General features: G+C 62.3%; 16 protein-coding genes. 5 read left to right on the top strand and 11 right to left on the bottom strand.

The annotated features are described in order from the left end of the window. The first annotated feature begins 15 nt into the window (after nt 1-15). A complete protein-coding gene (locus IFT98_RS13085; protein WP_192049112.1) occupies nt 16-1053 on the top strand; it encodes an LLM class flavin-dependent oxidoreductase in 1038 nt (345 codons plus the stop codon). A 43-nt stretch (nt 1054-1096) separates the two neighbouring features. Here the strand turns inward: IFT98_RS13085 and IFT98_RS13080 are convergent, their stop codons facing one another. Further along, entirely contained in the window at nt 1097-2164 is a 1068-nt protein-coding gene (locus tag IFT98_RS13080; protein WP_244650952.1) for an NAD(P)H-dependent flavin oxidoreductase, read from the bottom strand. 70 nt (nt 2165-2234) lie between these two features. Continuing rightward, nucleotides 2235-3422, bottom strand: a complete 1188-nt coding sequence (hmpA, locus tag IFT98_RS13075) for an NO-inducible flavohemoprotein (protein ID WP_192049108.1) — start codon at nt 3420-3422, stop codon at nt 2235-2237. Between the two features lie 124 nt (nt 3423-3546). On the opposite strand from hmpA, the gene norR reads away from it, so the two are divergent. Then, nucleotides 3547-5133, top strand: coding sequence for a nitric oxide reductase transcriptional regulator NorR (norR, locus tag IFT98_RS13070; protein WP_192049107.1), 1587 nt, complete (start codon nt 3547-3549; stop codon nt 5131-5133). A 59-nt stretch (nt 5134-5192) separates the two neighbouring features. Here the strand turns inward: norR and umuC are convergent, their stop codons facing one another. Further along, complete coding sequence (gene umuC, locus IFT98_RS13065) at nt 5193-6470, bottom strand: translesion error-prone DNA polymerase V subunit UmuC (RefSeq protein WP_122715595.1); 1278 nt, start codon at nt 6468-6470, stop codon at nt 5193-5195. Continuing rightward, nucleotides 6457-6885, bottom strand: a complete 429-nt coding sequence (locus tag IFT98_RS13060; RefSeq protein WP_122477662.1) for a LexA family protein — start codon at nt 6883-6885, stop codon at nt 6457-6459. The genes umuC and IFT98_RS13060 overlap by 14 nt, the downstream gene beginning before the upstream one ends. A 95-nt stretch (nt 6886-6980) precedes the next feature. Here IFT98_RS13060 and IFT98_RS13055 point away from each other — a divergent pair, with 95 nt between their 5' ends. Then, complete coding sequence (locus IFT98_RS13055) at nt 6981-7679, top strand: SOS response-associated peptidase family protein (RefSeq protein WP_192049105.1); 699 nt, start codon at nt 6981-6983, stop codon at nt 7677-7679. 25 nt (nt 7680-7704) lie between these two features. Here the strand turns inward: IFT98_RS13055 and IFT98_RS13050 are convergent, their stop codons facing one another. Further along, complete coding sequence (locus tag IFT98_RS13050) at nt 7705-10062, bottom strand: glycoside hydrolase family 65 protein (protein WP_192049103.1); 2358 nt, start codon at nt 10060-10062, stop codon at nt 7705-7707. A gap of 148 nt (nt 10063-10210) precedes the next feature. After that, nucleotides 10211-11230, bottom strand: a complete 1020-nt coding sequence (gene uvsE, locus IFT98_RS13045) for a UV DNA damage repair endonuclease UvsE (protein WP_192049101.1) — start codon at nt 11228-11230, stop codon at nt 10211-10213. 255 nt (nt 11231-11485) lie between these two features. Between uvsE and lldD the strand changes: the two genes are divergently transcribed. After that, complete coding sequence (gene lldD, locus IFT98_RS13040) at nt 11486-12619, top strand: FMN-dependent L-lactate dehydrogenase LldD (protein WP_192049099.1); 1134 nt, start codon at nt 11486-11488, stop codon at nt 12617-12619. Between the two features lie 10 nt (nt 12620-12629). On the opposite strand, the gene IFT98_RS13035 is transcribed toward lldD, so the two are convergent. The 4 genes from IFT98_RS13035 to IFT98_RS13020 form a co-directional block, all read right to left on the bottom strand. Continuing rightward, nucleotides 12630-13088, bottom strand: coding sequence for a YfcE family phosphodiesterase (locus IFT98_RS13035; RefSeq protein WP_192049097.1), 459 nt, complete (start codon nt 13086-13088; stop codon nt 12630-12632). A 331-nt stretch (nt 13089-13419) separates the two neighbouring features. Beyond that, nucleotides 13420-13821 carry an ExbD/TolR family protein gene (locus IFT98_RS13030; protein WP_122477651.1) on the bottom strand — a complete coding sequence of 134 codons (402 nt, stop codon included), beginning with the start codon at nt 13819-13821 and terminating at the stop codon, nt 13420-13422. 1 nt (nt 13822) lies between these two features. Beyond that, nucleotides 13823-14548, bottom strand: a complete 726-nt coding sequence (locus IFT98_RS13025) for a MotA/TolQ/ExbB proton channel family protein (RefSeq protein ID WP_192049095.1) — start codon at nt 14546-14548, stop codon at nt 13823-13825. Between the two features lie 82 nt (nt 14549-14630). Continuing rightward, complete coding sequence (locus IFT98_RS13020; RefSeq protein ID WP_192049093.1) at nt 14631-15449, bottom strand: energy transducer TonB; 819 nt, start codon at nt 15447-15449, stop codon at nt 14631-14633. A 473-nt stretch (nt 15450-15922) separates the two neighbouring features. On the opposite strand from IFT98_RS13020, the gene IFT98_RS13015 reads away from it, so the two are divergent. Continuing rightward, nucleotides 15923-17023 carry a sigma-54 interaction domain-containing protein gene (locus tag IFT98_RS13015; RefSeq protein ID WP_122715602.1) on the top strand — a complete coding sequence of 367 codons (1101 nt, stop codon included), beginning with the start codon at nt 15923-15925 and terminating at the stop codon, nt 17021-17023. Between the two features lie 159 nt (nt 17024-17182). On the opposite strand, the gene IFT98_RS13010 is transcribed toward IFT98_RS13015, so the two are convergent. Then, the gene (locus IFT98_RS13010; RefSeq protein ID WP_192049091.1) at nt 17183-18403 is read right to left on the bottom strand and encodes an acyl-CoA dehydrogenase family protein; all 1221 of its coding nucleotides are present in this window, start codon (nt 18401-18403) and stop codon (nt 17183-17185) included. Nucleotides 18404-18411: the final 8 nt, after the last annotated feature.

The raw sequence follows: 18411 nt of genomic DNA, 5'->3' as shown, positions 1-18411 counted from the left end.
TCCGAGGTAGGCAAGATGAAATTTTCGCTGTTCGTGCACATGGAGCGCTGGGATGACAAGACCAGCCACCGGCAACTGTTCGAAGACCTGACCGAACTGACCCTGATGGCCGAAAAAGGCGGGTTCGGCACGGTGTGGATCGGCGAGCACCACGCCATGGAGTACACCATCTCCCCGAGCCCCATGCCGCTGCTGGCCTATCTGGCCGGCAAGACCACCACCATCCACCTGGGCGCAGGCACCATCATCGCGCCGTTCTGGCACCCGCTGCGGGTCGCTGGCGAATGCGCACTGCTGGATGTGATCAGCAACGGGCGCATGGAAGTCGGCCTGGCTCGCGGCGCCTACCAGGTCGAATTCGACCGCATGGCCGGTGGCATGCCGGCCAGCAGCGGCGGCAACGCCCTGCGCGAAATGGTGCCGGTGGTGCGCAAACTGTGGGAAGGCGACTACGCCCATGATGGCGAGATCTGGAAGTTTCCCACCTCCACCAGCGTGCCGAAGCCAGTCAAGACGCCGCCGATGTGGATCGCCGCGCGCGACCCCGACTCGCACAACTTCGCCGTTGCCAACGGCTGCAACGTCATGGTCACGCCGTTGATGAAAGGCGACGAGGAAGTGGTCGATCTCAAGAACAAGTTCGAAGCGGCGTTGGCGAACAACCCGGACGTACCGCGCCCGCAACTGATGGTGCTGCGTCACACCCACGTTCACGCCAGTGACGACCCCGACGGCTGGAAGGTCGGCGCCACGGCGATCTCGCGCTTCTACCGCACCTTCGACGCCTGGTTCGGCAACAAGACCACTCCGGTCAACGGCTTCCTGGAGCCCAGCCCGGAATCCAAGTTCGCCGAGCGCCCCGAGTTCGAACTGCAGAACATCCGCAAGAACACCATGATCGGTACGCCCGAACAAATCATCGCGCGCATCAAGTACTACCAGGAACTGGGCGTCGACGAGTTCAGCTTCTGGTGCGACAACAGCCTGCCCCATGCAGAAAAGAAAAAGTCGCTGGAACTGTTCATCAATGAAGTAGTGCCGGCGTTTCGCTAGGCTTGAAGCGTCAGTGAAAGAACCGGGCACTTGCCCGGTTTTTTCATGAATGACTGAAGCGAGAGGCGGCCAGCATTTCTTCGACAAGAACCTGGACAAGCCTTTGCGCAGGCAGCTCCCTGGCCAGCGGTGCGCCCTGACCCGCCCACTGGGCTGCAAAATCGTGGCATCCCTTGGCGCTGGCCGCGGCATGCAGGGCTTTGGCAACATCGTAGGCCAACGGATACTCGGCTGGCAGGGGAACGCTGTCGGTTCCGGACTCCAGGTACAGACGATTCGGAATCCCGCGGGCCGGTCGGCCCGATACATAGCTGGTAACCCGTGTCTGACTCGCCTGCGCGCTTTTCAGCGCCTGCCGGTGCTCTGGAGTTGCACAGGACTCCGGACACAGGATGAACGCCGTTCCCAACTGACAGGCACTTGCGCCGAGCATCATCGCTGCATTTATCCCGGCACCATCCATGATCCCGCCTGCGGCAATGACCGGCAGATCCATGCTTTCACCGATGATGCGCAACAGCGCGAACAGGCCCATCTGCTGGTCTTGCCCGAACCCATCATCGAACACCCCACGATGCCCGCCGGCTTCGTACCCTTGCGCAATGATCGCCTGAACGCCTGCACGCTCCAGTTGCTGCGCTTCGGACAACGTCGTTGCGCAACCGATGATGTAGATACCCGCCGACTTGAGCTCATCAATCCACTGCACTGGCGGCGCGCCGAAATGAAAGCTGACGACAGACGGTCTCTCTTCGACGAGCATCTCGAGCATGGCTCGATCATCGACGAAGCTTTTGTAGATTTCTCTCAAGACCGGCGGAGGTACAGCGTCGAACTCTGGAAAGAAACCCGAAAGGTACTGCAGCCACGCATCGTTTCTGCCGTGGTCGAACGCAGCCGGGCGATGGCAGAACATGTTGACGTTGAAGGGCTTGTGGGTGAGCGCCCTGGTCTGCCGGATCAACTCGCGCCCCTGCTCTGGCGTACTGGCCCCCAGACCGATGGAGCCCAATGCCCCAGCGTTGGAAACAGCCGCTGCCAATTGCGGCGTCGAGACACCTACCATGGGCGCTTGAACGATCGGATGCGTGATTCCCCATTCCGCCAGCATGTCGGGTTTCGGCATTTCTCATCCCTCCTCTCGATTGGTCGTGCCGATTAGCGATCCGACCTGACCAGTGCTAGACCAACGCTTCTGCCGGTCCGAAAAACTCATAATGCGCCTGGTCGTCCGGCACGCCCATTTCATGCAGGCTTCGCTTAATGAACGCCATGAACGGCTTGGGACCCAGAAAATAGGCTTCCACGTTTCGGTCAGCGGGCAGCCATTGCTGCAGCTGCTCTACCGAAGGCATGCCGACGGCGTCAGGTTGTGCTGCTGAATCGGCACTGGCCTCGTTGTAAACGATGTAGGCCCTGAACTGCGGGAAACGTTGCTGCCACTCACGGAGCTGGTCTCTGAACGCTTGAGCCTGGGCATTTTTCGCATAGTGGATGAATACCACAGGACGATCACCTGCCTGCAGCGCAGTTTCACCCATAGGGATCGTCGGCGTGATACCCACCCCGCCACTGATCAGCACCAATGGCCTGGTACCCGCTGCCAGCGTGAAGTTGCCCGAAGGTGGAAACAGCTCGAGCACTGATCCGGCGACGACATGGTCGTGCAGATAATTGGAAGCCACACCAGTGGGCTCGCGCTTCACACTGATGCGCAGCCCCACCCCCGAGGATGGCGCCGACAGCGAGTAACTGCGCCGACACTCGTTTCCATCGATGTTCAGGCGCAGGCTGATGTACTGGCCCGGTTTGTGGGCAATCACGGGTTCGCCGTCGACCGGTTCCAGATAGAACGAGGTGATCTCGCTGCTTTCAGGCACTTTGCAGGCGACCCGGAACATGCGCCCGCCGCGCCAACCACCCGGTGCTGCTGCGACACTTTCGTACACCTGTTCTTCAGCACTGATCAAAATGTCGGCCAACTGTTGATAGGCTGCCGCCCACGCGGCTATCACTTCATCCGTGGCGATTTCTTTACCCAGCACTTCACGAATCGCGCGCAACAGGCAGGCACCCACGATCGGGTAGTGCTCAGGAAGGATCTGCAGAGCGACATGCTTGTTGACGATCTGGCTTGCCAGCGGTCCCAGGTTTTCCAGGCGGTCGATATTGCGGGCATACATCAGCACGCCGTTGGCCAGCGCCCGAGGCTGCGATCCGCTCGCCTGATGCGCCTGGTTGAACAATGGTCTGACCTCTGGATGGCCATCCAGCATGATGTTATAGAAATGCGTAGCCAGTGCCTCACCCCCCGTTTCCAGAAGGGGGATGGTCGCTTTGATGATGTCGCGCTGAGATTGAGTGAGCATGTAAACTCCAGATGCAGATGGGTGATATCTTCATAGCAACCGCCATGCCACACAAAAAACCCAATAAAATCAGTCCTTCATCTATTTTAAAGAGTCTTTCCGACTCGGTTAAAAAGACTCGAATATGAAAGACAAGGTCATTTCGACTCAGTCATCACGGGCTCTTCAAGCGCTTCTTCCGCTGCTGAGCGACCTTACGGCCGAGATCAGTGCAGAACACCGTTACCAGCGTGTGCTCGATGCACTGCGTGAATTGGTACCCACCGATGCCGTCGCCATCCTGCGCCTTGAAGATCACGTGCTGATACCCGAAGCCGCCCATGGGCTGGCGGTGGATGCCATGGCGCGACGGTACCCGGTGGACAGCCATCCGCGTTTGAAAGCGATCGTCGAGGCACCCGGAGCGATACTGTTTGCACCCGACTGTCCTTATCCGGACCCCTATGATGGCCTGATCGGCGCCAGCGCATTGCCTGTGCACGACTGCATGGGCTGCGCCCTGCGCATCAACGAAAAGATCTGGGGTGTTCTGACCCTGGACGCGTTGAAGGTGGGTCAATTTTCCGAGGGCGATCTGCAGACGGTGGAAACCTTCGCGCGCCTGGCTGCCGCCACGGTGGTGGCCGCCGGGCATTTCGACGAGCTGATGCGCACTCTCGAGGGCGAACGCAAGCGGGCCGACGCCTACCGACTGGCCCACCAAGGCGGACCTCAACGGATGATCGGTACCAGCGAGGCATTCAAACAGTTGCTGGGGGAAATCGACCTGGTGGCGCCCAGCGAGCTGACCGTACTCATTACCGGTGAAACGGGCGTGGGCAAAGAACTGGTGGCGCGTCGGCTCCACAGCCACTCTCACCGTGCCGACAAGCCGATGATCAGCGTCAACTGCGCCGCCTTGCCGGAACACCTTGTCGAAAGCGAACTGTTCGGTCACGTCAAAGGCGCGTTCTCAGGCGCCGTCGAGAATCGACTGGGCAAATTCGAAATGGCCAGTGGGGGCACGCTGTTCCTTGATGAAATCGGCGAGCTGCCGCTGTCGGTGCAGGCCAAGCTGCTGCGGGTGCTGCAAGGCGGTGATGTTCAGCGCGTGGGCTCCGACCGTTCACACGTGGTGGATATTCGTTTGCTGGCCGCGAGCAACCGCGACTTGGCCGAAGAGGTTCGCACAGGTCGATTTCGCGCCGACCTCTATCATCGCCTGACGGTGTATCCGCTGCGCGTGCCGCCGCTGCGAGAGCGCAAGGAGGACATCCTTCTTCTGGCCGGCGCGTTCGCCGAGGAAAATCGCTACCGCATGGCACTGCCTCCGGTGCGGTTCGCCGCTCCCGCCAAACAGGCGCTTGGGCAATACGCGTGGCCGGGCAATGTTCGCGAGCTGGAACACCAGATCGCCAGGGCCGTATTGAAGACAAAAAAGCGGGTTTCCGGTTCAGCCCGTAAAGACATGCTTATCCTGATAGCAGACGACTTCGACCTGCCGGTTGCGGCGAAAACAGTGGAAGCAGAGCCTCCTGGTTCACCCGATCCAATTCGGTCCGTACCTGTCGACTACAAGGCCGCCATAGACGACTACAAGAAAGAGCTTCTGGAAAACGCACTGATCCAGCATCGAGGCAATGTCACCGCCGCTGCCAAGAGCCTCGGCTTGGACCGAGCCAATCTGGCAAGGCTTGCGGCACGGCTTGGTGTGAGCGTTCAGCGCCTGTAGGAACGACGCGCCGGATGCCGCGTCTTTTGCAGCGCCTGGCTACCGGCACGATGGGACGCTCACCCCCTGACCGTCCACAACTGCTCGAGCTGCGTGGTATAGCTCTGGCTCATCATCTCCCGACGCATGCCCCAGTCCGGGTTGGTCGGCACCGCTGCCGGGCGCAGCGTGCCCCTGCCCCAACGACCATTGACCTGGTCGAGCACCTGCATCAGCCGCTCGGCGGCGGCCGGTTGTGCGCTGGCGAACAGGTCGTCGGTGAACTCGCCGCGCTGGCACAGGCCCAGCAGGAGGATTTCCGCCTTGCTGTAGGTGAAGCCGCTGCGAAAGATGAATTCCAGGCCCTGCACCGCCGCCTTGGTCAACAGGCGTACATCGTCGGTGGGGTATGGCAGCTGCACCACCACGCCGTTGGCGTACTTGGCTTCCAGGGGGTTGAGCATGCCGGTGCGCACGCTCACGCGCAGCTGCCGACACAACGAATGCTGTGCCCGCAGTTTTTCCGAAGCGCGCATCACGTAGCTGGCCACCGCCTCGCGGATCGGTGCGATCTCGGTCAGGCGCTTGCCGAACATCCGGCTGCAGCAAATTTCCTGCTTGGGCGGATCGGGGTCTTCCAGCGCCAGGCAGGGCGTGCCGCCCAGTTCACGGGCGGTCTTTTCGATCACCACACTGAACCGGCTGCGCAACAGCGCAGGGTCGGCGCAGCTCAGGTCCCAGGCGGTGGCGATGTTCATACCCTGCAGGTGTGCGCTCATCTTGCGCCCGATGCCCCACACATCGCTCACCGGGGTGACCTTTAACAGGCGATCGCGGCGACCGGCCTCGCGCAGGTCGAGCACACCGCCCAGCTGTTTATGCCATTTCTTCGCAGCGTGATTGGCCAGCTTGGCCAGGGTCTTGGTGCCGGCAATCCCCACGCCTACGGGAATGCCAGTGCGCCGGTAGACCTGTTCACGAATGTCGCGGCCCAGAGCGTCCAGGTCCTGATGCATGCCGGTGAGGTCGGCGAACGCTTCGTCGATGCTGTAGACCTCCAGGGCCGGCACCATGGACTCGATGATGCACATCACCCGTTCGCTGATGTCGCCGTACAGCGCATAGTTGGAGGAAAACGCCACGATGCCATGCTGGCGCAGCAGGTCCTTGATCTGGAAATACGGCGACGCCATTTTCACCAGCGCCTTGGCTTCGGCGGACCGGGCGATCACGCAGCCATCGTTGTTGGACAGGACCACGATCGGCGTCTTCGCCAGGTCCGGGCGAAACACCCGCTCGCAGCTGGCGTAGAAGCTGTTGCAGTCGATCAGGGCGAAGACCGGCTCATTCCTTTTCATGGGCGCGTACGCTGAAGGTGACCACGCCCCAGATCAGCAATTCGTCGCCTTCCATGATGTAGCGCGGCGGGTAATCGCGATTGGCCGACTTGAGGATCACCTCGCGACCGCGCTTGTGCAGGCGCTTGCACACCGGTTCGCTGTTCACCGCCGCGATGACGACATGGCCGTGCTCGGCCTCGATCGAGCGATCCACGATCACCAGGTCGCCGCAGAAAATCCCGGCGCCCTGCATGCTGTCGCCCTGGATGCGTACCAGGTAGATGTGCGGTGCGCGGATTTCAAGCAGCTCGTCCAGCGAGATGCGCTGTTCCATGTGGTCGGCCGCAGGCGAGGGAAAACCGGCCGGAACCTTGAACGAATACAGCGGATGCGCGGTGCTGCCCTGGGCGAGCGGGCCAAGAATGGTGATCATGGGATTGCCTGGTATTGATACTGTACGAATATACAGTTAACTTTGTAAGAACCCCGAGGTCAACCAAAGACCGCGACAATCTGACGGAGAACACCATGTGTGGTCGCTACTCGATGTACGAAGCGATGGAGGTCTATCTGCGCGAGTTGGCCCCGCGTCAGCAGGTCATCAGCTATGTCGACCCACAGCCGCAGGCGCGCTACAACATTGCGCCAACGCAGCGGGCCATGGTGTTGCAGGGCATTGAGCAAGGCCTGCTGATCGATTCGGTGAAATGGGGCTGGGCGCCGTTCTGGGCCCATGGCAAGCGCCCTGCCCCGATCAACGCCCGGGTCGAAACGGTCGCGACTGGAAAGTTCTTCAAGCAACTGTGGCCCAATGGGCGCGTACTGATACCTGCCAACGGCTGGTACGAATGGGTCAAGGACGCCGATGATCCGAAGAAGAAGCAGCCGTGGTTCATTCATCTCGCGAATGACACGCCGATGTTCTTCGCTGCCCTTGCGCAGGTCACACCTGGGCTGGAACCCGGTGAAGGCGATGGCTTCGTGATCATTACCGACGCCAGCAACGAAGGCATGGTCGATATCCACGACCGCCGCCCCGTGGTGCTGGCGCCGGAGCAGGCGCGGGAGTGGCTGGAGGCCGACCTGAGTGCCGAGCGAAGTATCGAGATCGCCCAGCATGAAGGACGGCCGGTGGCCGATTTCCGATGGCATCCGGTGAGCAAGGCCATCGGCAATGTGCGCAATCAAGGCGCCGACCTGATTGCGCCCATTGACCAAGCGTCCTGACACCCTCCTCGCTGCCCGCTGCAGCTCAGCCGCTGACGTTGACCGACGAACCCGGCTCGAGTTGTTCCGTGCCCAGCGCATGGATCAAGGTAATCGGCTGCGTCGACAGCGCACGCAAGTGCACAGTGATCACTTCATCGACGCGCGTCACGTCCACCCACTGCCCATGAAACTGCATCGCCAGGCTGACATCGCCCAGGCCGGGCGGTGGCGCCGGGAACACCCGCAGCCCTTCCACGGCCGGACACACACCCAGGTAGTGTCGCTGCATGACGTCCAGGGAGCCGGACATGGCTGCCAGGTGGACCCCCTCGCGCACGCCACTGTCGGGCTTGGCGTCCAGGTCGGTGCGCAGGCAGTGCTGGTAGTACATCCACGAGGCATCACTGTCGGTATGGGCCAGCGCACCGGCGCAGACGGTTTTCGACAGGCTGGATTCGTGGAAGACGTGGCCCAGGTGATAGTCCATGGTGCGCCGTGCGATGTCGTCGTCGAACGGGTAGCGCAAGCGGGCGAACAGGGCGTGTAGCTGCTCATTGGACAATAGGTAGAACAGCATGAGGGTGTCGGCCTGCTTGCTGACCTGATAGTGGTCGCAATGATCACCGCGGGCTTCGAGCATCCAGTCCAGGCGTGGGTTGTCCTCGCTTTTCCACTCATCCGGCGCCGGCTGCAATCGTTCGAAGCCCTCGAACTGGTCGAGCACACCGTCGGCGGTGAATGGCAAGAACATGTTGCGGCTGACATGCTCCCAGTGCGATGCCTCGTCGGGACGCAGCGCCAGGCGTTCGACCAGGTCTTCGCGCAGCGCCGTCGGCAATCGCTGCAGCACGTCCAGTGCACGGCACAGCGTCCACACCGCCATCAGGTTGGTGTACGCATTGTTGTCCAGGCCCGGTTGCTCGGCATGGGGGTAGGCGTTGTGGTATTCGTCGGGGCCGATCACGCCTTCGATGACATAGCGCTGCCGGGACTCGTCGAAGCGCGCCACGCTGGCCCAGTAACGCGCTACCTCGATGATCAGGTCGCCAATCTTTCCGGCCAGTTGCTGTTCGTCGCCAGTGGCCAGGTATAGCGTCCAGGCGTCGTAGGCCACGGCCGAGCCGATGTGTCGCTGCAGGTGAGTGGGGTCAGGCACCCAGTTGCCGGAAATCGGGTAGTACTGGAACGGCGGGGTCTGTTCCTCGCCGTCGTGGGCGCTGCGCCACGGAAACATTGCGCCGGAACAGCCCAGCCGAGCGGCTCGGCGCCGCGCTGCCGGCAGACGCGCATGGCGGTAGTCGAGCAACGAGCTGGCCAGCTCGGGACGGTGGGTGGCGAACAACGGAAAGGCGAACAGCTCGTCCCAGAACACCTGGCCGAAGTAGCCCTCCTGCCAACCGCGCGCCGGAAACCCCAGGTCATGGCCTGTGCTCAGCGCAGAGACCGTTTGCTGGATATGCCAGCCAGCGAACTGCAGGGGGTGATCGACGGCCGGATCGGCAACGCGGATGCGCCCATATGCCCACGTGTCCTGCCAGGCCTGCTCATGGGCAGCCAGCAACTGCGCATGGCTGGCGTCGGGCAGTGCCGCCATGCTGCTCGACAGTCCGTGAAACTCGTCGTCGACTTGAACGATGACACGCTTTTCCAGCACCAGCGGGCCGTGCTCGGGCCACTCCACCGTACCCTCCTGCACCAGGCGATCATCCACCACCTGACCCTGCCACTGGCACGGCGCTACGGTCTGCACGGCCACCGCTACTTTGCGCGAAGCGTCTTCAAGGGTCGCCACCACCCCTGCCCGACCATCTGCCAGGTGTTCCCAGCGATGGCTGTGCAAACGGCGCCCTTCGTAGTCGCGGTCGCGTTCGATCAGGTAATTGCCGCGGCTGTTGTCCAGCGTCGTACGCACGCGCAGGCCGGTCAGCGGCTTGTCGGCATGCAGCTCCCAGCGCAGCACTGCCAGTTGTGCATTGGCGAGGCTGACGAAACGGGTCTCGACGAGTTCGACCGGAACACCGTCCAGCAGCAACGACAGCCGACGGGTCAACACACCGCGCTGCATGTCGACATGCTGGTGATAGGACTGCAGGGTATCCGGGCCAAGCTCGAACCACGGCTGGTGATTGAGCGACAGCGTCAAGCCGAAGGGGTCGGGCAAGTTGACCAACGCTGCGGTATGGGTGGTGGTGCCGTTGACCTGGCGTGCGGCATCGTCGTACCAACCTGCTCGGTACAGGCCGGGGTAATGCCCTTCGGGCCGTGGCACGGCGCAGGCCTCGGGCGAACAGGCGCGCCACGAGATTACGCCATTGGCCAAGGTGAACAGCGCTTCACGACGTTGTTCGTCGTCGAGGTCGAAGTGGTCGAAGGCCAGGGAATGGGTCGGGCGATCCTTCATGGGCGTGGCCCACGAGCGTGCAACGGGGCAAGAGCGGTAACCGGCGTAAGCGTCATGCAAGGATTCCTCGAGTGTGCAGGCGTCGATAGTCCTCAATGCAGACCCATGCACAGGCTCTAGGTTCGGCGTCTTGGGGGGTGCGCAGTGGTTACATCATGTAACGCCGATGGAACTCCAGGGTGGCCTGATTCTTGTGCTTGGCCTCGAACATGATGTCGAAGCGCTCGAGAAACTGCAGCGCGTAGAGGTTGGTCCAGTGGTTCCACATAAGCTCGCTGTGGCCGTACAGATCGCGCTTGGACACCACCTGCAGCAGCGCTGGCATCTCCAGCTTCTGCTCGGCGCTGAAGCCCAGTTCCTGCAGGCGCTCCTGGGGCTGCGAGTAATGCATCACCGGGCGCACGCCGCGCCAGCTGTCGATGATGCGGTCCACGCGGGGATCGTGCGGGTCGATGTAGTCGTTCTCGTTGATCCAGCAGTGGTGGATATCCAGCACCACGGGTGCCAGATCGGCGAGCTGCAGGCAGTCGTCGACGCCGTAGGTCTTCTCTTCGTTCTCGAAGGTGATGCAGTGGCGCGCCACGCTGGACAAGCGCGGCCAGATCGCGCGGATGCCTTCGGCGCCAAGGCGACCGGCGATGTGCACGTTGCACTTGAAGTCCTGGAACTGCACACCGTAGCCCATCATGCGGATCATGTCGGCGTGGTACTCGAATTCCGCCAGGCTGTTTTCCACCACCGGTGGCTTGTCCGATCCCAGCACGCAGAACTGGCCGGGATGGAAAGACAGGCGGATGCCTGAATCGCGTGCCAACTGGCCCATGGCCGCAAAGCGCTCGGCCAGCCACGCCTGGCGCTCGGGCTGCTGGTAGAACGCCGCAACCTGCGGGTGGCTGTAGAACGGCAGCAGGTCGCTGCTCAAACGCAGCATGCGCATGGCTTCGGGCAGTTGCGCCACATAGTCGAGTAGTTGCAGTTGCGCCTGCAGGTTGTGGCTGACGACCTCTTGCAGCTTGTCGTGAGCGACCTGCGTGGCAACGCTGTTCATCCAGCGCAAGGTGGTAGTGCGAGGGTTGTAGGCGCCCTCGATGAGCTTCAATTCGGCGAGGGTCAGGGCGCGGATCGCGTGTCGGTATTGGCAGGCGAAGCCGATGCGGGGAGTGTTCATTCGAATAAGAGCCTGGCATTCAAGTAGGTAGGTCATAGACAACCGCAGCCAGCGTTCCTCTCTCCTTACCGCTGCACAGCCGGGCAAATTGACAGACGCCCTGCGCCACTCTTAATCTGTAGCCAACACATTGTAAATTGGTATTACCAATTCAGCTTGCTCCCGGCAGATATCCAACAACAATCAGGGAATCCGACCCATGCCAACGAACAGTCCAGCCTGCGCCGCTCTTCACGTCCGGGAGATGGCGCGCCCATGATCATTTCTGCCTCTACCGATTATCGCGCCGCGGCGCAGCGCCGCTTGCCGCCGTTTCTGTTCCACTACATCGACGGTGGCGCCTACGCCGAGCACACCTTGCGACGCAACGTCAGTGACCTGGCGGACATCGCTCTGCGTCAGCGGGTGCTGCGCAACATGTCCGAGCTGAGCCTGGAAACCCAGCTGTTCGGCGAGACGCTGGCCATGCCGGTGGCGCTCGCGCCCATCGGCTTGTGCGGCATGTTCGCCCGTCGTGGCGAGGTGCAGGCGGCCAAGGCGGCGGATGCCAAGGGCATTCCGTTCACTTTGTCGACGGTATCGGTCTGCCCGATCGAAGAAGTCGCTCCGGCCATTTCCCGGCCGATGTGGTTTCAGCTGTACGTGCTCAAGGACCGCGGCTTCATGAAGAACGCCTTGGAGCGGGCCCGCGCCGCCGGGGTGAAGACGCTGATCTTCACCGTGGACATGCCGGTGCCCGGGGCCCGCTACCGGGATGCGCATTCGGGCATGAGCGGCGCCAACGGGCCGATGCGGCGCATGTGGCAGGCCGTCACGCACCCGGCGTGGGCCTGGGACGTCGGCCTGCACGGTCGTCCGCACGATCTGGGCAACATTTCCACTTACCGCGGCAACCCGACCGGGCTTGCCGATTACATCGGCTGGCTGGGCAGCAATTTCGATCCGTCGATTTCCTGGAAGGACCTGGAATGGATTCGCGAGTTCTGGGACGGGCCGATGATCATCAAGGGCATTCTGGATCCCGAGGATGCCCGCGACGCGGTGAGCTTCGGGGCCGACGGCATCGTGGTGTCCAACCATGGCGGGCGTCAGCTCGACGGCGTGTTGTCCAGCGCACGGGCGTTGCCGGCGATTGCCGACGCGGTGAAGGGCGATCTGGCGATCCTGGCCGATTCGGGGATTCGCAGTGGGCTGGACGTGGTGCGGATGATCGCGCTGGGGGCCGACACGGTGCTGCTTGGCCGGGCATTCATCTACGCCCTGGCGGTGGCCGGGGGCGCCGGTGTGAGCAATCTGCTGGAGTTGATCGAGAAGGAGATGCGCGTGGCCATGGTGCTGACCGGGGCCAAGTCGATCAGCGAGATCGGTTCGGATTCGCTGGTGCGCTGAGCGGTAGACGTCACGGCAGCAGGTGGACCAGTTGCGGGTGCACAGCGCCGGGCTGCACGTCGAGCACGACCAGCGTGACGGGCAGTTTGAAACGGCGACGGCCGGCACTGCCGGGGTTGATGTACAAGGACTCGTCGCGCCACTGGATCAGCGGTTTGTGCGAGTGACCGGTGATGACCAGGCGGGTGTCTTCGCGCAGTGCCGCCGGTACATCGGCGATGTCGTGCACCAGCAAGGTGGGCCAGCCTTCGAGCTCGAAATGCAGTACCTCGGCGAGCGAGTCGGACCAGGCCATGCCGACGTCGTTGTTACCGGAGACGACCTGCACCGGGGCAATCGCGGAGAGTTGCTGGACGATGTCGCCCTTGCCGATGTCGCCGGCATGAATGATGCGCTCGCAGCCCTGCAAGGCCGCCATCGCTTCGGGCCGCAACAGGCCGTGGGTGTCGGAAATGATGCCTACTTTCACTGTCGAGATCCTGGGTGAGTCGTGGGGATCTGGACTGTGATCTACCTGGGCAGGTTCCCCCAAGCTCATCCATCGACAGCAAGACCTACCGTAATCCTGCCGACACTGCGCGGTGAGCCCTTCGCGGCCGCTGACCGCTCCCACATTGGATCGCGGGCACGCATGAGACAGCAGTCCCACATTGGATCGCGGGCACGCATGAGACAGCAGTCCCACATTGGATCGCGGGCCCGCATGGGATAGCAGTCCCACAATGGATCGCGGTCAACCTGTGGGAGCGGTCAGTGGCCGCGAACAAGCGCCGCGGTGTTTCAGGTACAGGGCGATAACACTACTTGGCAGTGATCACCGCCAGTTTGGTGATGCCCGCCTTTTCGATGGAGGCCATGGCCCGGGCCACTTCGCCGTAGTTGACGCCGTCATCGGCCTGCAGCTGTACCCGCACATCAGGGTCCTTCTGCCGTGCGTTCTGCAGATTGACTTGAAGCAGGTCCGGCTGGATTTCGTCCTTATTGATGAACAGTTTCCCCTGCCCGTCGATGCTGACCACCAGCGGGTCCTTCTGCTCGGCAGGCGCCACCGCTTCGGTCTTGGGCAGGTTGATCGGGATCGAATTGGTCAGCAACGGCGCGGTGACGATGAACACCACCAACAGCACCAGCATCACATCCACCAGCGGCGTCACGTTGATCTCGCTGAGCACTTCGTCCGTGTCCTGGGTTGAAAAAGCCATGTCAGGACGCCTCCTTCACTTTGTGGCCGGAAGCCGCACTACCACTGCGAGCCAACGCCGGATGTTGCAGTACGCGGAAAGAGTGCTTCTGCGCCAGGCTGTAGAAGTCATGGGCGAAATCGTCGAGGTCTGCAGCAGTCAGCTTCAGGCGCCGCAGAAAATAGTTGTAGACCAGTACCGCCGGCACCGCGACGGCAATCCCCACACCGGTCGCCACCAAGGCTGCGCCAATGGGTCCGGCCACGGTTTCCAGACTGGCCGAGCCGGCTGCGCTGATACCCTTGAGCGCGGACATGATTCCCCATACCGTCCCGAACAAGCCAATGAAAGGCGAGGTACTGCCGATGCTGGCCAGCACCGCAAGGCCAGTCTCCAGCGAACGCCGCTCACGCACGATCTGCTGACGCAGGGCACGCTCCAGCCGATCCTGATGATTGATGGATTGGCTCAGGTCGGCCTGTGCCTGCTCGTTGACCTGGATGGCCGCATAGCCCGACTGCGCAACGCGGGCCGCCGCACCCGGTTGTTCCTGCGCCAGATGGGCCGCCGAATCAAGGCTGGAAGCGGCCCAGAACTGCTTGTGAAACTTGCGATCCTGACCCTTCAGCCGGGCGAACTGCAGCCCTTTGAGCAAGGCCAGGCCCCACGTGGCAACGGAGAACAGGATGAGCAGCCAGATGACCGAGTGCTCGACGGAAGTGAAGGGAGATTCTGTCAGAAGATTCATGGTGAGGCTCTCTGTAGCGAGGCGATGGGTGGTGCGATGCGCCTTTGGTCAGGTAGCCCGCTTCATGCAGCAAAAAAGTGAATCAGCGCAGTTTGAAATCGATCGGCACACTGACCCAGCCGTCGACCGGGTCGGCGCCCCGTTTGGCCGGAACGAAACTCCAGCGCTTCACTGCCGCCAGTGCGGCGTCGTCGAGCTGACTGCGACCGCTGCTGGTTTGCACCTGAATTTCGCTCGGCTTGCCGCTGGCCAGCACGTGAACGCGCAATAGCACGGTCCCTTCCCAGTTGCGACGCATGGCCAGGGCCGGATACTCGGGTGCCGGATTGTGCAGGTAGCCGGCATTGGCCGAGGCCGGTGTCACCGCTTGCGGCGCAGCAGGTGCCGGGGGTGCAGGCGGCGTCGGTGCGGCCACCGGTTGCGGCGGCGCAGGCGGTTGCACAACCGGTTTGGGCGCAGGCTTTGGCACCGCTTTCTTGACCACGGGCTGGGGTTTGGGTTTGGGCTTGGGTGGCGGCGGTGGTGCTGGCTTGGCCGCCAGTTCATCCTCTACAGGCGGTGGCGGTTCGACAACGGGTGCGACCGGTTCGGGCGGTGGCGGTGGCGTCTCTACCTCCGGCGGTGGCGCCGGCTGCGAAAACTCGATCGTCATGGGTGGAATTTCTGGCGGCACCGTCGGCAGTGCAGGCGTCGGAGTCTGACTGATCCAGTAGACCACCGCTCCATGCAGCACCAGCGCGAACACCCCCAGCAGCACACCTTCGCGGCGACCGAGGATGCGCTTCGGCGCACGTTGCAGACGCAGCTCGCCCAAGGGCTCGCGGAACACCCGGCCCAGGTCCAGCAATTCGCCGGGCACCGGATGCCACCGCACCTCCAGGGCGGCCTTGAGGTTATTCATCAATTACTCCTGTTGACGGCTGATCGTGAAGAGACCAGTCCAATCGGCCTCTTCGGCGGGCGAATGATGTTCAAACTCGACGAGTTCGAAAAGTAATTGTTTGTTATCCCAAACTGCCTATCTGGCATAAGGGAAAGTTTGTGATTTGCCGCGTAGAATTAACTGTTGGCTGTAGAACAGCTGAACAACTTAGCTGTTGCGCAGGCAACAACGGGTTGATTCGGGAAATATCCATTTCTCCAGCAGAATTAACCAGTTGCGCTTTACCGACAAGAGCCTCGCAGGCCGAGCAGGTGCATCGACGGACCGTCACGTTTTGTACGTCACGACATAAGCTAATGCTCATAAGGTATTTAACGATCGTTTTTTATATCCTTTAGTATGCCCTTCAGTGTCGCAGTGGCTGCCCAGGCAGCGCAGATGTGGCTTTAGATTGACTCATTCTTTTTACTCTGCACTTTGAAGGCGTCGCCATGCAGCTTTTGACACTCCCCCCATCGCCTGCCCTCGCCACCTCCATTCGCGCCACTGCCCAGGTGTTCGAAGACCCGAAGTCCAAGGCTTTGCTGGCGCATCTGGAGCAAGTCGCGCCCAGCGAAGCGAGCGTGCTGATCATCGGTGAAACCGGCACCGGCAAAGAGCTGGTCGCGCGCCATATCCACAACCTCAGCGGGCGGCGCAACAAGCCGTTCGTGGCCGTCAACTGCGGGGCGTTTTCCGAGTCGCTGGTGGAAGCCGAGCTGTTCGGCCACGAAAAGGGCGCCTTCACCGGCGCGCTGACAGCCAAAGCCGGATGGTTCGAGGAGGCCAATGGCGGAACCTTGTTTCTCGATGAAATCGGCGACCTGCCGATGCCGATCCAGGTCAAGTTGCTGCGCGTACTGCAAGAGCGCGAAGTGGTACGCCTGGGTTCACGCAAGAGCATTCCCATTGATGTACGGGTATTGGCGGCCACCAATGTGCTGCTGGAAAAGGCCATCAATGCCGGCAACTTCCGCGAGGATCTTTACTACCGGCTGGACGTGGTCAACCTGGAGCTGGTGCCATTGCGCGAAAGGCCCGGCGATATCATCGCGTTGACCCGACACTTCCTCGATGTGTACTGCAAGCGTCTGGGCTACAAGCAGGCCACGCTGTCGCCCGAGGCAGAACACAAGCTGCTGCACTACAGCTGGCCGGGCAATATTCGCGAACTCGAGAACGTCATTCACCACACCTTGTTGATCTGCCGCAACGGCGTGATCGAGCGCGACGACCTGCGCCTGTCGAACATGCGCATCGAACGCGCCGATGACAGCCCGACGGTGGACGATTCGGTGGAGGCTTCGCTGGATCGGCTGTTCCAGCGGCTGTTCGACGAGCAGGTCGGCGATCTGCACGAGAAGGTCGAAGAGGCCCTGCTGCGCTCGGCCTATCGCTTCAGCCATTGCAACCAGGTACACACCGCCAACCTGCTGGGCCTGAGCCGCAACGTGACCCGCACCAGGCTGATCAAGATGGGCGAGCTGGCGGTGAACAAGCGCCGTGCAGTAGGTGATCAGCCAGAAGTACGGGCGCTCAGGTTGTCGATCTGAGGGTTTTGTAGGGACCGTGTGATAAGCGGATGACTGGGCAGACGCGAACCTGTGGGAGCGGGGCTCTGCCCGCGAAGAAATCGCTGCGGTGTTTCAGGAATACCGCAGTGGGTTCTTCGCGGGCAGAGACCCGCTCCCACAGAGGGGTTGTGTACGCGCTCAAAAAAGCCCGGAGGTCGGGGGTGGCGTGCCCTTGAGCTGCCAGGTGCCCACCGCCGCGGCCTTCCAGTCGCGGGGGTTGTGGTTGGCCACCGTGCGGGCGTTGCGCCAATGCCGGTCGAGGTTGTGGCCACGGCCCGTGGTGGAGGCACCGCCCACATCGAACACCCGCTCCGCCGCCTTGAGCGCGCATTCGGCGGCGATGTATTGCGCCTGCGCCACCTCAATCGCGGCCTCGTCCACAGCCACCGGATCGAGCCCGGCCGCCCACGCGCGATCGATCGCTTCGGCAGCCTTGAGCACCACAGCCTCGGCCGTGTATGCCCGCGCTGAAATCTCGCCCACGCTCAACGCCACATAAGGATCGTCCACCGACTGCTCGGCACTGCTGTGCTTGATCGGCCGGGCATAATTGCGCGCAAACGCCACCGCGTCGTTCAGCGCATTGCGCGCGATCCCGGCCTGCACCGAGGCGAGGAACAACTGCAGGAACGGCGTCACCAGCGTACGCTTGCCCTCTTCCACCGTGCGTGCGCGTACTTCATGGGCATACACCTGCACGTTGTCCAGCCGCGTCGTGCCGCTCGCCGTCAGGCGCTGGCCCATGGCGTCGAAGTCATCCAGCAGCACCAGCCCTTCGCGGTCACGGGGCAGGATGAACGACACGGGCTGGTCGTGCTCGTCCAAGGCCACCGCGCTGATCCAGTCGGCGTACAGCGAGCCGGTGCTGTAGAACTTGCTGCCGTTGGCGCGGTAGTGCTCGCCTTCGCGCACGATGCGGGCGCTGATGGCGCCGTTGGCACCGCCGACCTCCCAGCCGGCGTTGCCCAGCACCACACCTTGCAGGTAACGGCCGAACCAGAGCTGACGCTCCTGCTCGGCACCTTCAGCCCGGGACACCAGCAGCCCTTCGATGAAACCGAAGCCGGGGCGCAGTGCCTGGGCAACATTGGAGTCTGCCGACGCGATGCGCACCAGCAGGCCGATGACGTCCCTGACCGAGCCGCCAGGGCCGCCGTAACGAGCAGGAATACGCAGGGTGTAGAGCAGCGCCTGGGCAATCTGCGCGACGGCCTCGTAAGGCAGTTGACGATCACGTTCGCGCGCCGCGGCGCCGGCAGCGATGGCGGGCAGCAGTTGCTCCGCGCGTGCCAGCAATTGCGCCACGCTCAACGGCGCTTCGGGTGCAGTGGAAGGGATGACTTTGGCAGCTTGAGTCATGAAAGTTT

The sequence above is a fragment of the Pseudomonas sp. CFBP 8770 genome, from assembly GCF_014841705.1.
Classification (GTDB): domain Bacteria; phylum Pseudomonadota; class Gammaproteobacteria; order Pseudomonadales; family Pseudomonadaceae; genus Aquipseudomonas.
The sequence above is the reverse complement of the archived record's forward strand: the minus strand, read 5'-3'. Positions and strand labels throughout refer to the sequence as shown.